Annotated in this window: 12 protein-coding genes; 3 read left to right on the forward strand and 9 right to left on the reverse strand. The window is 63.9% G+C overall.

All coding sequences use genetic code 11. From position 1 onward, the window contains the following. Positions 1–80: 80 nt before the first annotated feature. The 4 genes from EA462_RS12470 to glpA all read right to left on the reverse strand — a co-directional run bounded on the left by EA462_RS12470 (position 81) and on the right by glpA (position 5,863). Positions 81–1,244: a Cdc6/Cdc18 family protein gene (locus EA462_RS12470; protein WP_124178895.1), complete on the reverse strand. Its 1,164-nt coding sequence runs from the start codon at positions 1,242–1,244 to the stop codon at positions 81–83. Positions 1,245–1,272: 28 nt separating this feature from the next. After that, complete coding sequence (locus tag EA462_RS12475; protein WP_124178896.1) at positions 1,273–2,739, reverse strand: anaerobic glycerol-3-phosphate dehydrogenase subunit C; 1,467 nt, start codon at positions 2,737–2,739, stop codon at positions 1,273–1,275. A 91-nt stretch (positions 2,740–2,830) separates the two neighbouring features. Beyond that, entirely contained in the window at positions 2,831–4,141 is a 1,311-nt protein-coding gene (gene glpB / locus EA462_RS12480) for a glycerol-3-phosphate dehydrogenase subunit GlpB (RefSeq protein WP_124178897.1), read from the reverse strand. Continuing rightward, positions 4,142–5,863: an anaerobic glycerol-3-phosphate dehydrogenase subunit GlpA gene (glpA, locus tag EA462_RS12485; protein WP_124178898.1), complete on the reverse strand. Its 1,722-nt coding sequence runs from the start codon at positions 5,861–5,863 to the stop codon at positions 4,142–4,144. It lies immediately after the preceding gene. Positions 5,864–6,162: 299 nt separating this feature from the next. Between glpA and glpK the strand changes: the two genes are divergently transcribed. Beyond that, positions 6,163–7,701, forward strand: coding sequence for a glycerol kinase GlpK (gene glpK, locus EA462_RS12490; protein WP_124178899.1), 1,539 nt, complete (start codon positions 6,163–6,165; stop codon positions 7,699–7,701). Positions 7,702–7,708: 7 nt separating this feature from the next. Here glpK and katG read toward each other — a convergent pair whose 3' ends face one another. Next, on the reverse strand, positions 7,709–9,853 hold the full coding sequence (gene katG, locus EA462_RS12495; RefSeq protein ID WP_124178900.1) for a catalase/peroxidase HPI: 2,145 nt from the start codon (positions 9,851–9,853) through the stop codon (positions 7,709–7,711). 328 nt (positions 9,854–10,181) lie between these two features. Between katG and EA462_RS12500 the strand changes: the two genes are divergently transcribed. Further along, positions 10,182–10,868, forward strand: a complete 687-nt coding sequence (locus EA462_RS12500; protein WP_124178901.1) for an HAD-IIB family hydrolase — start codon at positions 10,182–10,184, stop codon at positions 10,866–10,868. A 27-nt stretch (positions 10,869–10,895) separates the two neighbouring features. On the opposite strand, the gene EA462_RS12505 is transcribed toward EA462_RS12500, so the two are convergent. The 4 genes from EA462_RS12505 to rimI form a co-directional block, all read right to left on the reverse strand. Then, positions 10,896–11,498, reverse strand: a complete 603-nt coding sequence (locus tag EA462_RS12505) for an NUDIX hydrolase (RefSeq protein ID WP_124178902.1) — start codon at positions 11,496–11,498, stop codon at positions 10,896–10,898. 57 nt (positions 11,499–11,555) lie between these two features. Then, positions 11,556–11,966, reverse strand: coding sequence for a DUF5809 family protein (locus EA462_RS12510; protein ID WP_124178903.1), 411 nt, complete (start codon positions 11,964–11,966; stop codon positions 11,556–11,558). Between the two features lie 25 nt (positions 11,967–11,991). After that, complete coding sequence (locus EA462_RS12515) at positions 11,992–12,453, reverse strand: DUF5810 domain-containing protein (RefSeq protein ID WP_124178904.1); 462 nt, start codon at positions 12,451–12,453, stop codon at positions 11,992–11,994. A 79-nt stretch (positions 12,454–12,532) separates the two neighbouring features. Then, positions 12,533–13,009, reverse strand: a complete 477-nt coding sequence (gene rimI, locus EA462_RS12520; protein WP_124178905.1) for a ribosomal protein S18-alanine N-acetyltransferase — start codon at positions 13,007–13,009, stop codon at positions 12,533–12,535. A 502-nt stretch (positions 13,010–13,511) separates the two neighbouring features. On the opposite strand from rimI, the gene EA462_RS17350 reads away from it, so the two are divergent. After that, positions 13,512–13,649, forward strand: coding sequence for a hypothetical protein (locus EA462_RS17350; RefSeq protein ID WP_165872060.1), 138 nt, complete (start codon positions 13,512–13,514; stop codon positions 13,647–13,649). Positions 13,650–13,672: the final 23 nt, after the last annotated feature.

The following is a 13,672-nucleotide window of genomic DNA, read 5'->3' on the forward strand; positions in this document are numbered from 1 at the left end:
GCCGGTTAGTTCGGTACACCAGCGACTGCCCGGCGGTTGTGCCGCTACAGTGGTACGACACATCGTACGAAGCGAGAGTTTCAGGAGAGGTCCACATCGGTCGTCGAGGAGAGCGACTGGAACGTGATCGGCGGGAACCGGGCTTCGATCGCACTGGGCCGACGGCCGGTTCCGTTCGCGGGTAACGGAACCCGCTCGATCACGCCCCTGTCAGCGAGTTCGTAGAGGAACCGCTTGACCGTTCCCGCCGTCAGCGACGAATGAGTCGCGATCTCTTCGGCGACGTCGCGAATCGGCTGTCCGTCCGACTCGAGAGAGACGAGGTGCGAGAGGACTTGCTGGCGCGTCTCCGAGAGGGCGAGAGCTCGGTCGACGTGAACCCCGTCTTCGGGAACGTCCGCTTTGGCGCGCTCTAGGTGCTGGTGGTCGATCCGGTCGCTTTCGTCCTGACGGGCGTAGGCCGCCGCCTCGAACAGCGCCGCGAGCGCGTCGTGTGCGTTTCCGTCGGCCCACATCGCCAGATCTCTCAGGGACTCGTGATCGATGACGCCCGGCGCGAGAGCGGTCGACGTTCGGTCCGTAATGACGTCGACGAGTTCGTGATGTCGATAGGGCGGGACGGAAACCGTCGTGCCGGCCCAGTCAGTCGGCGCAGCGCTTCCAACGGCCACGGTGGAGACGCTCGAGTCGACGGGTTCGAGCAACTCGCAGACTCGCTCGTACTCGAGCGTCTCCGGCTCGTGGTGGTGGTCGATCGCGACGACAGCCTGGCGATCGTGACGAGCGAGACGGTCTCGAAGCCGATCGTGAAGCGCTCCGGTTCCGATACCGCTCTCGGGAACGGATTCCGATGAGAGTACCGAGAGCACGGCCCGGTAGAACGCGAACTCGCTCTGGACGCGGCGAGCATCGACGTAGACGAACCACGTCGTCGGTTCGGTACTGCCCGCTCGCGTCGTCGTCCGGATCGACTGACTCGATTCACCGAGGCGGTCGTTCATCGCATCGAAGAGGGCGACGACGATAGCCGACGTGCCCGAACCGGGGGGACCGACCACCGCGACGGGCGAGGGCAGGTCACCGTCGAACACCGGTTCGAGGGCATCGAGCAACTGCTCGAGAACGGGGCCGCGGCCAACCGGTTCCGGCCGGTGGACGACGGGGCTGAGGTGATCGTGGTCGACGACGATTCCCTGTCCCTTGTGGGCGGACCGCCGTCGAGCGATTCGTTCGTGTAAGTTCATTCGTTCGTCTCCGAAATCGTGGCTGCGGTCATCCGTCCGTTTCCGAGGAGTCCCCGACGAGTGCCGCCTCGAGGACCTCGAGAGTGTGTGTGATCTCGTATCCCGTCCCGTGTTCCATCTGCATGGAACAGGTCGGACACTCGGTGAGACCGGTTCGAGCGTCGGCGTCGGCCATGTGTTCGAACATCTCCTCGCCGATCTTCATGGACGTTTCGTAGTTCTCCGCCTTCCAGCCGTAGGTCCCCGAAATGCCGGAACAGGAGTCCCCCACGTCGTGTACGTCGATCCCGTCGATTGCGTCCATCACTTCGATCGTCTGTCCATTGAGACCCTGATTACGTGAATGACACGGTGCGTGATAGACGAAGTCGTCGAACTCCGCTCCGACGGACGTTCCCTCGAGTTCGGCCTCGAGATCCTCGTGAACGCGGAGGTACTCGACTGCGTCCCAGGTGTTCGCGGAGACGTCCTCGGTTCCCTCGAAGTCGAACAGTTCGGGATACTCCTGGCGAATCGACATCGAACAGGAGCTACAGGAGGCGATGATATCTGCGCCGTTCTCGATCGCGTCCGCGAGTTCCGCGACGTTGGTCTCTGCGGCCCGTCGAGCGTCCTCCAGCATGCCGTTTGCGAACATCGGCGTGCCCGAACAGTGCTGGTCCGGGACCAACACCTCGTAGCCGAAGCGTTCGTAGACGCGCACGAGCGCTTTTCCGACCTCGGGCGTGTTGTAGTTCGAGTAACAGCCGTGGAAGTACGCGATTCGTTTGTCTTCGCTCGGTTGGTTCGACTCGCCTCGCCGTTTCGAGGCCGCGTTGTCGCCTCGCTTTTCTCGCGCATCCTGCGCTCTCCGTTTCGAGGCCGCGTTGCCGCCTCGCTTTTCCCGCGCATCCTGCGCTCTCCGTTTCGAGGCCGCGTTGCCGCCTCGCTTTTCCCACCACTCACGGAACGTTTCCGTCGCGAACGCGGGCAACTCGCGCTCGCTCGTGATCCCGAGGGTCTTCTCACCGAGCCACTTGGTTATCGACAGCCCCAGTACGAAGTTCGCCGTTCGGGGGAACGTGGCACCGAGTGGAGCGAACCGCCGGTAGTTCGCCAGCATCCGATTTCGAAGGTACTCCCGGGAAAGTTTGCTCATGGTCTGCTCGACGTACTCGCCTCGAGCCGTGTTGTGCATCTGTGAAAGGGGCACGGAAGACGGGCAGGCGCTATCACAGCGCATACAGTTCGAACACTTCATCACCGAGTCGTCGATGTCGTGGTCGTCCTGGCGCTTGAGCCGCCACTGTTCGGGTCCCTGGAACTTCGGTCCGGGAAACTCGTCGTCGACCGCGGCGACCGGGCAGTTCGTATCGCACGTCGAACACTTGTAACAGTCGTCCGCACCCGGCCTGAGATCCATCTCCTCGGCTTCGGGGAAGACCTGGATCGGCTCGAACTCGTCGTCTCCCTCGTCCGGTGCGCCGCCGTCGATCGGTTGCTCTGCGTCACTCATGATATCACCCGTAACAGTCGCTTGCCCGCGAGTTCGTGCGTCGTCGAATCGACGCTCGCCGGCAGTTCGTCGCTCATCGGCGAGTCGTCGCTCATCGGCCACCCACCTCGGCCGCACGCGTTCCGGCGACGTAGCCGGTCGCAAGCGAGACGCCGGATCCCGACTTCTCGGCCGCGAAGTCGTAGCCACCGAGGACGGCACCGGCGGCGGACAGGTTCGAGAACTCCGGGACACCGTCCGCCGCGAGCGGACGAAGGTCACGGTCGACTTCCAGTCCGAACCGTGCGTAGGGCTGGTCACCGAAAACGTCGTCGACGAACCAGTCGTAGCGGTCCGCGGGATGTGAGACGTGACAGTCGAAGATCGGTTCGTAGACCCGCTCTCGATTCGAGTCGACACCCTTGCCGACCAGCCCGCCCGTCGCGAGGACGTACTGGTCCGCCCGATGAGGGACCTCGGCCCCGTTCCGATCGACGACGACGTGGTCGATCCGATCGGTCGTCCCGCCCGCCGTTTCGGCCGTCGTCTCGTAGTCGACCACCGGAACGCCAGACGTCAGCCGAACGCCGGCGTCCTCGAGTGCGTCGTACAGCAGCCCCTCGAGTCGCATTCCGGGGAGACTCGGCGGTCCCATCGGCACCTCGAAGACGTCGACGCCGAGCGCCTCCGCGAGTTCCTCACGGACCGTCTCGACGCGGTCGTCTCCCAGTATCGCGGGGAATCCGACCCGGGATTCGTCCTCGAGATGAGTATCGACGCTCGCGGCGAGCGCGTCGCGTGCGGACCGCTCTCCGGAATCCGCGTCGACGACCTCGTCTCGGTCGAGCAGGTGGGCGTACCGCGTGATCTTCGCATCGTCTCTGCGGATTCCGGGGAACGAGAGCGTCACGCCGCGAGCGTCGAAGGGGACGCCGGCTGCCTCGAGGTGACGCGCGGCGAGCGGTGCGTCGAAGTCGGGCAGCGTTTCGAAGCCGACCAACAGCGTCTCGCGGGTATCGCTCGCAAGTCCCGGTGCCGTCGAGGCGGGATATCTGGCCGTCGGTTTGACGGTCCCGCCGTAGGTCGGAACGAGCGCGTTGCGGTCGGTGTGGCCGCCCTCGTACGCCCCGTCGACGACGCGATCGAAAAACGCGAGCGCCTCGCGGACGGCGTCGGTGCCGACGCGCTCGTACGGATGACCCGTCGGGAGCGCCTCGAGCGCGTCGAACGGGTCTGCGAGCGGTCCCTCTCCCGCCGGCGTATAACCGAGCACGTCGATCAACCCGCTCGCGTGACGGAGCGTGCTCTGTCTGTGCGTAACCAGTCGAACCCGCGCGTCGGGATCGGTCTCGAGGGCGGCGAGTGCAGCGGTCGCTCCCGCGATCCCGCCGCCGACGACGAGGACGTCGTCCTCGATTGCCATCTATCGATCCCCCTGGTCGAATGCGTCGTACTCGAGGTCGGCTGCGGTCGATCCCGACCCGATCGCTCCGGGACGGACGTCCCGATCGGCTTCCGACCTCGCGGGATCGTAATCCCGGTTCATCGTCGTCGCGTGCAACGCGTAGTTGAGCATCGCTTGCGAGAGTTGCTCCCCCCAGAGGGCGTGTCGTTGCCCCTTCCAGCGCTCCTGAAACAGTTCGTCGAGCGCCGCTCGAGCCGTCGCTTCGTCGTGGTCGGGGTGGAGTTCGTTCGCCATCCCGACGCAACAAAAGCCGCCCTGGCAGTTGCCCATCGACGCGCGCGTTCGGATTCGGACCGCGTTCAGGTCCGAGCCGGACTGCGAGACGGCGTCGCGAACCTCCGCGCGGGTGACCCCTTCACACGCACAGATAACGGGATTCGGATCGTCGGTCTCGAGGACCTCTCGAGAGCGACTCCCCAGTCGCTTCGTGCTGCGACGGGCGACCGGGGAGCGAAGACCGAACCGGTCCATTCCCTCCTCGAGCGCGGCGATGTTCTCGCTCCCCGGCAGCGGTCGATCGGCGGTCGAACAGTGAGCGGTCACACCGAGTTTCTCACAGACGTGATCCGAAATCTCCTCGGCCATCGCGCGATACGTGGTGAACTTGCCGCCGACGATACTGCTCACGCCGGTGACGCCGTCGCGGTCTTCGTGATCGATCAAGAAGAAATCCCGCGTGATGTCCGTCGGATCCCGAGTGCCCGTTTCGGGGGGTTCATACAGCGGCCTGACGCCCCAGAACGACCGAATCGTGCGTGCGTCCTCGAGAATCGGAACGAGATCGGAGAGGGTATCGATCATCATATCGACCTCCCACTCGGCTTCCGGGTAGTCGTCCGGGTCGGTGACCTCCTCGTCGGTGGTACCGAGGATCGCCGTCGTTTCGTGCGGGACGATGATGTCGGCGTCGCCCTTCGGCCGACAGCGATTGATGACGGTGTCGACCTGCCGGACGTTCATGATCGTCATAACTCCCTTCGACGGGCGAACTGCGACGTCGAGGTCGGCCATCGCTCCGATCTGGCCGGCCCAGGCCCCCGTCGCGTTGACGACGTACTCGGCGGTGATCGCTTCGGTACTGCCGGGCGATTGATGGACGCGTTTTCCGGGCCCGGAGTCGTGTCGAACCCGGACACCGTAGACGTCCTCGCCCTCGCGCAACAGGTCGATCACCTCGGCGTGCGTCTCGATTCGTGCGCCGTGGTTCTCGGCGTCGATCGCGTTCGCGACGCAGAGTCGGAACGGATCGACAGCGCCGTCGGGAACGGAGATTGCGCGCTCGATGTCGCTGGCGAGATACGGCTCGCGTTCCCGCGCCTCCCGTCCGGAGAGAACGCGAGCCGGGATGTCACACGCGCGACACCCCTCGAGTTTCTCCCGGAAGTACTCGTCGCTGTCCTCGGGTCGCTGGACGAACAGCCCCCCGGTCATCTCGACGCAGTGACCGGCGATCTCCCGGAGGATCTCGTTCTCCTCGATACACTCGGTTGCACTCGCCCGATCGGATACCGCATATCGTCCCCCGCTGTGCAAGAGGCCGTGCATTCGGCCAGTAGTTCCATCAGTTAGATTGCCCCGCTCGACGAGGGTTACCTCGAGGCCGCGCATCGCCAGATCACGGGCGATACCGCAGCCGGTGGAGCCGCCGCCGAGGACGAGGACGTCCGTGTCGGTTGCCATCCCGTTATCGATACCTGGATGCCCCCGTCCTTTATTTTATCGGTGGTGGACGACCACCCATAATAATTAACTGGAACGGGTGGATCAGTGGTCGAGTTCGGACGACCGGTCGGTTGGTCGGTCAGGTACAGGTACGATCGGCCCGAGTGACGGATAGTGGACGACATCGGCGTCTTCGCTCGAGTCAGGACATCCGGGTCGCCAGTATGCCAACGTTTATAACGATCGTAGAAGTCATTTACCAGTAATATGGGACCGATAGTAACTATACCTCGAGTCGACTCCAGGGGTGATCGGGGATGACGGACCGGACGTACGTCGGTGCCGTCGACCAGGGGACGACCGGCACCCGGTTCATCGTGTTCGACCACGGCGGCCGGGTCGTTTCCAACGCCTACGAGAAACACGAGCAGTACTATCCGGAACCCGGCTGGGTCGAACACGATCCCATCGAGATCTGGGAGAACACGAAAACGGCAATCACTCGAGCGCTCGGTCAGGCGAGCATCGGTCCCGAACAGCTCGAGGCGATCGGCGTGACGAACCAGCGCGAGACGACGGTGCTGTGGGACGCGGAGTCCGGAACGCCAGTCTACAACGCGATCGTCTGGCAGGACCGACGAACGACCGATCGGATCGAACAGCTCGAGCGAAACGGTGCGATCGAAACCATTCGCGAAAAGACCGGCCTCGAGCCCGACGCGTACTTCTCCGCGACCAAAGCGGAGTGGTTGCTCGAAGAGGCCGATCCGATCAAGATGGAGCGCGCTCGTCCCGCAGACGTCCGCGACCGTGCCGAACGTGGCGAGATTCGGTTCGGAACGATCGACAGCTGGCTCATCGATAACCTCACCGGCGAGCACGTCACCGAAGTCACGAACGCCTCGCGGACGATGCTCTACAACATCCACGACCTCGAGTGGGACGACGACCTCCTCGAGACGTTCTCGGTCCCACGGGCAATGCTGCCCGAAGTCCGCCCCTCGAGCGACGACGAGACCTACGGAACGACCGATCCCGACGGATTTCTCGGTGCCGAGGTCCCCATCGCGGGAGCTCTCGGTGACCAGCAGGCCGCACTCTTCGGCCAGACCTGTTTCGACGCCGGCGACGCCAAGAACACCTACGGAACCGGATCGTTCTTCCTGATGAACACCGGCGACGAGGCGGTCACGTCGGATCACGGCCTGCTCACCACGATCGGCTTCCAGCGGTCGGGTGAAGACGTTCAGTACGCCCTCGAGGGGTCGATTTTCGTCACCGGAGCCGCCATCGAATGGCTCGAGGACGTCTCACTGATCGAAAGCCCAGCGCAGACGGCCGAGCTCGCCAGAAGCGTCGAGTCGACCGACGGCGTCTACGTCGTTCCCGCGTTCACCGGACTCGGCGCACCCCACTGGGATCAGCGCGCACGCGGCACGATCGTCGGCATGACGCGTGGCACTCGTCGAGAGCACATCGTCCGGGCGACGCTCGAGTCGATCGCGTTCCAGACAAGAGACGTCGCGGAGGCCATGGAGGGCGACTCGGGAATCGAGATGACCGCTCTGAGAGTCGACGGCGGTGCCGTCAAGAACAACTTCCTCTGTCAGCTCCAGTCCGATATTATCGGCACGCGGATCGTCCGACCGGTCGTCGACGAAACGACCGCACTGGGATCGGCCTACGCCGCCGGCCTCGCCGTCGGCTACTGGGACGACCTCGAGGAACTACGAAGCAACTGGCGTGTCGACCGCGAGTTCGATCCGGAACTGGATGCTGTCGCCGCCGACGAGCGTCACGAGCGCTGGACGGACGCCGTCGACCGATCGCGCGACTGGGCTCGAGACGAGCGCTGACGGATTTTCACTCGATATCGAAGCGATCGAGCGTCATCACTTTGCTCCAGGCATCGACGAAGTCGCGTACGAATTGCTCCTCGCCGTCCGTGGCTCCGTAGACTTCCGCGATGGCCCGAAGTCGAGCGTTCGAGCCGAAGAGGAGGTCCACGCGAGTTCCCGTCCATTCGACCTCGCCCGTGTCATGGTCGCGCAACTCGAAGACCGTTTCGTCCTCGTCGATCGCTTCCCACTCGTACCCCATGTCGAGCAGGACCTCGAAGAAGTCGTTGGTCAACGTCTCCGGCTCGTCCGTGAAGACGCCGTGGTCCGAGTTCTGGTAGTTCGCGTTCAGCGCGCGCATGCCACCGACGAGCGCCGTCATCTCGTCGGTCGATAGCGTCAGGAGATCCGCTTTGTCCACCAGCAGCTCCTCCGCCGATCGATCCTGCTCGTCACCGTCGGTGAGGTAGTTGCGGAACCCGTCGGCGTCCGGCTCGAGCCACTCGAAGGACTCGACGTCGGTCTGGTCTTGCTCCGCGTCGGTCCGACCCGGCTCGAACGGAACGTCAACGTCGTATCCGGCGTCCGACGCAGCCTTCTCGACGGCTGCACAGCCGCCCAGCACGATCAGATCTGCGAGCGAGACTCTCGTCCCATCGGATCGCGAGCCGTTGAACTCCGCTCGGATCGCTTCTAAAGTCGAAAGCACCGTCGCCAGCTCGTCCGGCTCGTTCACCTCCCAGCTCTTCTGGGGCTCGAGACGGATGCGAGCGCCGTTCGCACCACCGCGTTTGTCGCTGTCGCGGTAGGTCGATGCCGACGCCCAGGCGGTTTTGACCAGCTGGGAGACGGACAGCTCAGACTCGAGGATCGTCCGTTTGAGGTCGGCGATCGCTTCCTCCCCGATCAGGTCGTGATCGACGTCGGGGACGGGATCCTGCCACAGGAACTCCTCGTCGGGGACCTCGGGACCGAGGAACCGCTCCGACGGACCCAGATCGCGGTGAATCAGCTTGTACCAGGCCTTCGCGAAGGCCTCTTCGAGTTCCTCCGGGTTCTCGTGGAAGCGCTTCGAGATTTCACGATAGTCCGGATCCTTCTTCAGAGAGAGATCCGTCGTGAGCATCATCGGCGTCTGGCCGCCGTCCGGACCGTGTGGGTCCGGCGCGGCTTCCTGCGCTTCCTCGTTCGTTGGCGACCACTGAGACGCACCGGCGGGACTCTCGTCAAGTTCCCACTCGTAGGTGAACAGGTTGTCGAGGAAGTCGTGGTTCCACTCGATCGGTGACTCGGTCCACGGCCCCTCGAGACCGCTGGTGATCGTGTCGTTACCCTTGCCGGAGCCGTACTCGTTCTCCCAGCCGAGGCCCTGCTGCTCGATAGGAGCGCCTTCCGGATCCGGACCGAGATTATCGTCGGGAGCAGCACCGTGGACCTTCCCGAACTCGTGCCCGCCGGCGATGAGCGCGACCGTTTCCTCGTCGTTCATCGCCATGCGACTGAACGTCTGTCGGATGTAGTCCGCCGCCTCCTCCGGATCCGGGTTTCCGTCCGGCCCCTCCGGATTCACGTAGATGAGGCCCATGTGGTCGGCTGCGAGGTCCCCCTCGAGGTCGCCCTCCTCGTCGTGGCGGTCGGATCCGAGCCACTCCTCCTCGGGACCCCAGTCGACGGCTTCGTCGGGTTCGAAATCGTCCTCGCGCCCGCCGGCGAAGCCGTACGTCTCGAAGCCCATCGACTCCAGGGCGACGTTCCCGGACAGGACCAGCAGGTCGGACCACGAGAGTTTGCGGCCGTACTTCTGCTTGACCGGCCAGAGCACTCGGCGTGCCTTGTCCAGGTTGATGTTGTCCGGCCAGCTGTTGAGGGGGGCAAAACGCTGTCTACCGCCGGACGCGCCGCCGCGGCCGTCGCTGGTTCGGTAGGTGCCCGCGCTGTGCCACGCCATCCGAATAATGAGCGGCCCGTAGTGGCCGTAGTCAGCCGGCCACCACTCCTGCGACGTCGTCAACACCTCTGCGATGTCCGCTTTTACTTCCTCGAGATCGAGCTGTTCGAACTCCTCGGCGTAGTCGAACTCCTCGCCCATCGGATCGACCGGGCGAGCGTTCTGATCGAGGACCTTCAGGTTCAACTGATTCGGCCACCAGTCTTGGTCGGAGCCAGGCATTGCTCAACAGTTACTGCTTTCGCGTGTTAAGCTTGTCTACTTCGGGAAGGAAGTCTTCGTGAGTGCCCAACAAGAATATCGTAATTATGAACTTTTGTTTGTGGTATGCTCGTTCAACTCAGTTTGTCACCCCGAGAATACCCCGTGACCGACGTCGCTGGCGAGGGATAACGCACCGATTGCAAGAAACAGCGGATCCGTTCGGGACAGCGATCAGCAACCAGGAGAACCGAACTCGGAGAGAAATTCCATCCTCGAGCGGCGCTCGAGGCGAGACCCCCTCGGACAGATCCGACCGCTTTAGGCCGACGGCCGCAGACGACCGGGTATGAGTTCCGATCCGCCGATCGTCCTCGACATCGATGGAACGCTGACTCGCCCGGATCGCTGGGGGCTCGATCCGAGAGTTCTCGATCCGATTCGCGAGTGGGATAGCCCGGTCGTAATCGCAACCGGCAAAGCGTTTCCCTATCCGGTCGCACTCTGTCACTTTACCGGGATTCCGGAACTGGTCGTCGCTGAAAACGGCGGCGTCGTCTACACCGGCGAGAACGTCTTCGTTACCGCCGACCGGGACGCAGCCAGGGCCGTGACAGACGAGTACCGCGCGGCCGGCTACTCGCTCGGCTGGCCCGCGGACGATACCGTAAACCGCTGGCGCGAGAGCGAAGTCGCCGTCAATCGCGACCAGCCCCTCGAGCCCCTCCGTGCGATCGCGGCCGAGTACGGACTCGAGGTCGTCGACACCGGCTACGCCTACCACGTCAAGGAACCGGAACCCAACAAAGGCGACGGCGTCTCCCGGCTCGCCGCCCACGTCGGGTTCGAACTGGGCGACGCCGTGGCCGTCGGGGATTCGATCAACGACGTCTCGACGTTCGAGGTGGTCGGCAGTAGTTTCGCCGTTTCGAACGCCGACGAGGACGCCCGGGCCGGTGCCGACGAGGTCGTCGAGCAGTCCCACGCAGACGGGACGCTCGCGGTCCTCGAGCGTGTTCGAGGGACGAACGAATAAGCGGTCTGACACCGGGGTGATCGACGGCTACACGTCCAGCAGCCCGTCCTCTTTTGCGAGTAACAGTGCCGAGAGCGTCGAGTCGTTCGCCGGCAGCGCTCGAGCGCGCTCGAGCGCCTCCGCGACCGGAACAGTGGTCACGTCGAGGAACTCGTTCGAATCAAGTTGCCGCTGACCGGGTCCGAGATCCTCGGCGTAGACGACTCCCCGGTCGTGACGAAGCACGCCGGTTGCGACGGCATACTCCTGTAACAGCGCGGTGCTCGAGGGACGAAAGCCGGTTTCTTCCTCGAGTTCGCGCGCCGCAGCCGTCGTGTAGGACTCGCCGTCCTCGACGATGCCAGCGGGGAGTTCGAGGTGAGTTTCCCGGATCGGCGGACGATACTGCTCGACGAACAGGAGACGGTCGCCGTCCACCGGGTCGCCGCTGTCTTTCACAGCACCGTCGACCGACGGAACGAGATCACCATCGACGCGGGCAACGACGACGACCGCGGGCGGTAACGACGCCCAGTAGTAGCGTTTCTCCGTTCCGTCGGGCTGTTCCAGCAGGTCGTAGCCGCCGTCGTACCAGCCCGTCTCGTACTCGGTCACTTCCTCGAGGAGGGTCCACTCCGTCGACTCGGTCATACCGGAATGCTGGACGCGCGGGTCGATAATAGCTGGCGTTTTGCTCGAGCGCGGACTCTACAGAACGTCCCGATACAGTCGTCCGAACGCTTGCCGGCGAAGCGTCGCCACCGCCGCGTCTTCCTCGTCCTGAAACGTTGCCGCGACCCCCCGTTCGTCGGGCCCGGCGTGCCAGACGACGTTGTCGACGTTCTCGTTGCCGACCTCGGTGATATCGTGATCGGTGGACTCGAGCCAGGACTCGTACTCCGCGCGGCTTCCCACCGTCACTTCGAGCAGGCTGGCAAAGAGCGCGTCTCGAGCGGTCTCGACGACGTCGCTCGTCACTCGCTCGTCGTACTCTTCTCGGTCGAACTCCATCGTCCGCGCGACCTCCCGAACGACCGTCTGGGCCGCGGGTCCGATCGATTCGTAGGCGGCGCGTGCGTCTTCGGGCGACTCGAAATCGAACGTTCCCACCGTATGCATACGGAGACGCTCGAGGGGCGGATAGTTACGCGTTTTCGTTTCCGTCCCCCTCGCTGGGCTCGTCCGTCGATCGGCCCGTCTCCGACTCGCCGTGATCGCCATCGTCGGATCCACTCGAAGCCGCCATCCGTCGAGTCAGCCGTCGAGCCTCCTCGAGGACACCGGCGGCCTCCGTCGTCAGATCGCCGCGTTCGGTCGCGCGGCGCTGACCGGCGAGCCCGTCCTCGAAGCCGGACGGTCGACCAGGCTCGTGAGTAGCTCCGTGAGCGTGGCCGGAGTCGTCGAACGACGGCGTCTCGATTTCGGGTGCCTCGGCGCTGACGATCGCTCCGAGCTCCGCTGGGCTACGATCAGCCCAGTCCGGGGCGTGGTCGTCGAGCCACTCGAGGTGATCCTCTCGACCGACCGAGGCGGTGACTGCGAGGTGGTTCGCGAGGTGAACAGCGTCGGCCTGTTCGGCGTCACAGACCGGGCAGGCGTATCCCATGTGTAGTGGTAGGCGGCCCCCGATAAAACGTCCACGCAACGGACACCGGATATCACAGAAGCGTGGCCGCCGTCGCGGGCTACTCGAGTTTTCGGACCATGACGATCGCGTCCTCGCCGTCGTCGTAGTAGCCAGAGACGCGCCGGAGCGGTTCGAAGCCGAACTGACGATAGAGACGTTTGGCATCGTCGTTCGAACGCCGGACCTCAAGTCGAATCGAATCGGCACCCTGGGCTGCGAGCACGGCGGTCACTCGAGACAGTAACGTGGAACCGACGCCAGCACCTCGGCGGTCCGGGTGAACGGCGATATCCTTGACGTGACCGAGCCGTCGGCCGAACCGGTGGCTCACGTCAGCGACGACGTAGCCGGCGATCTCGCCGCCGTGTTCGGCGACGAGAAAACCGGGATCACCCAGAAACCGATCGAACGCGTCGTACGGCCAGGGCTGGGAGAACGACTCGTCTTCGATACGGACGACCGCCAGCAGATCGACACGCTCTGCGCGTCGGATCGATACGTCGCGCTTGCGGTCCGGTGACGCGTCCGTCGTCACACCGTAGGATTGGTCACCGATGCTAAAAGGAGTACCGTCGTTGCATTCGAACACGAGGAGGCGATGGCGTGCACCATGTACCGGCTATTTTTGCAGGATCTCCGGCGAGAGACGATCGGTTATCTTCGACCTATCCACCGAATTTGGCAATCTCGAGCGAGTGAACGTCGCCGACAGCGAACGGATCGGTGTCGATCGAATCGCATTGTCCGACGCGATTTTTGTGCGCGATGAACGTCAGTGGCGCTCAGACGACGGGACAGACCCGATTTCAGGTCGACTCGTGGTCATCGCACAACTGCACGCGGACGCACTTCGAGCCGAGGCTCGACGTTCGACCGGTGTTTCGTGACACACGTTTTGCGTGAAATCGTCCGACGGAGGGACGATCATCCGATATTCGTTCGTCAGAGATGTCGGAGACACTATCCGGTAAAACAGAGCAGTGGTAGCCATTGCAGCCGAAGCGGTACTTATACAGATAGGGTTCAAAGGCAGGATAATGACCGACTCGGCCAAGTGTAGAGCCACGACGAACGAGCAGGACGACGAACGGGACGACGCACACTTCGACGACATCGAGGAGGGTGCGGGCTGTACGGAAATCTGGGAGCACCTCGCTGAACAGCGCGAGGAGTGAGACGGAACTGACGTGTTGTTGTC

The sequence above is a fragment of the Natrarchaeobius halalkaliphilus genome (genome assembly GCF_003841485.1).
Classification (GTDB): domain Archaea; phylum Halobacteriota; class Halobacteria; order Halobacteriales; family Natrialbaceae; genus Natrarchaeobius; species Natrarchaeobius halalkaliphilus.

Bases quoted from the DNA above. Each gene is read 5' to 3' on its own strand.
- EA462_RS12470 (WP_124178895.1), bottom strand. From the start codon at position 1,244: ATGAACTTACACGAACGAATCGCTCGACGGCGGTCCGCCCACAAGGGA.
- EA462_RS12475 (WP_124178896.1), bottom strand. From the start codon at position 2,739: ATGAGTGACGCAGAGCAACCGATCGACGGCGGCGCACCGGACGAGGGA.
- glpB (WP_124178897.1), bottom strand. From the start codon at position 4,141: ATGGCAATCGAGGACGACGTCCTCGTCGTCGGCGGCGGGATCGCGGGA.
- glpA (WP_124178898.1), bottom strand. From the start codon at position 5,863: ATGGCAACCGACACGGACGTCCTCGTCCTCGGCGGCGGCTCCACCGGC.
- glpK (WP_124178899.1), top strand. From the start codon at position 6,163: ATGACGGACCGGACGTACGTCGGTGCCGTCGACCAGGGGACGACCGGC.
- katG (WP_124178900.1), bottom strand. From the start codon at position 9,853: ATGCCTGGCTCCGACCAAGACTGGTGGCCGAATCAGTTGAACCTGAAG.
- EA462_RS12500 (WP_124178901.1), top strand. From the start codon at position 10,182: ATGAGTTCCGATCCGCCGATCGTCCTCGACATCGATGGAACGCTGACT.
- EA462_RS12505 (WP_124178902.1), bottom strand. From the start codon at position 11,498: ATGACCGAGTCGACGGAGTGGACCCTCCTCGAGGAAGTGACCGAGTAC.
- EA462_RS12510 (WP_124178903.1), bottom strand. From the start codon at position 11,966: ATGCATACGGTGGGAACGTTCGATTTCGAGTCGCCCGAAGACGCACGC.
- EA462_RS12515 (WP_124178904.1), bottom strand. From the start codon at position 12,453: ATGGGATACGCCTGCCCGGTCTGTGACGCCGAACAGGCCGACGCTGTT.
- EA462_RS17350 (WP_165872060.1), top strand. From the start codon at position 13,512: ATGACCGACTCGGCCAAGTGTAGAGCCACGACGAACGAGCAGGACGAC.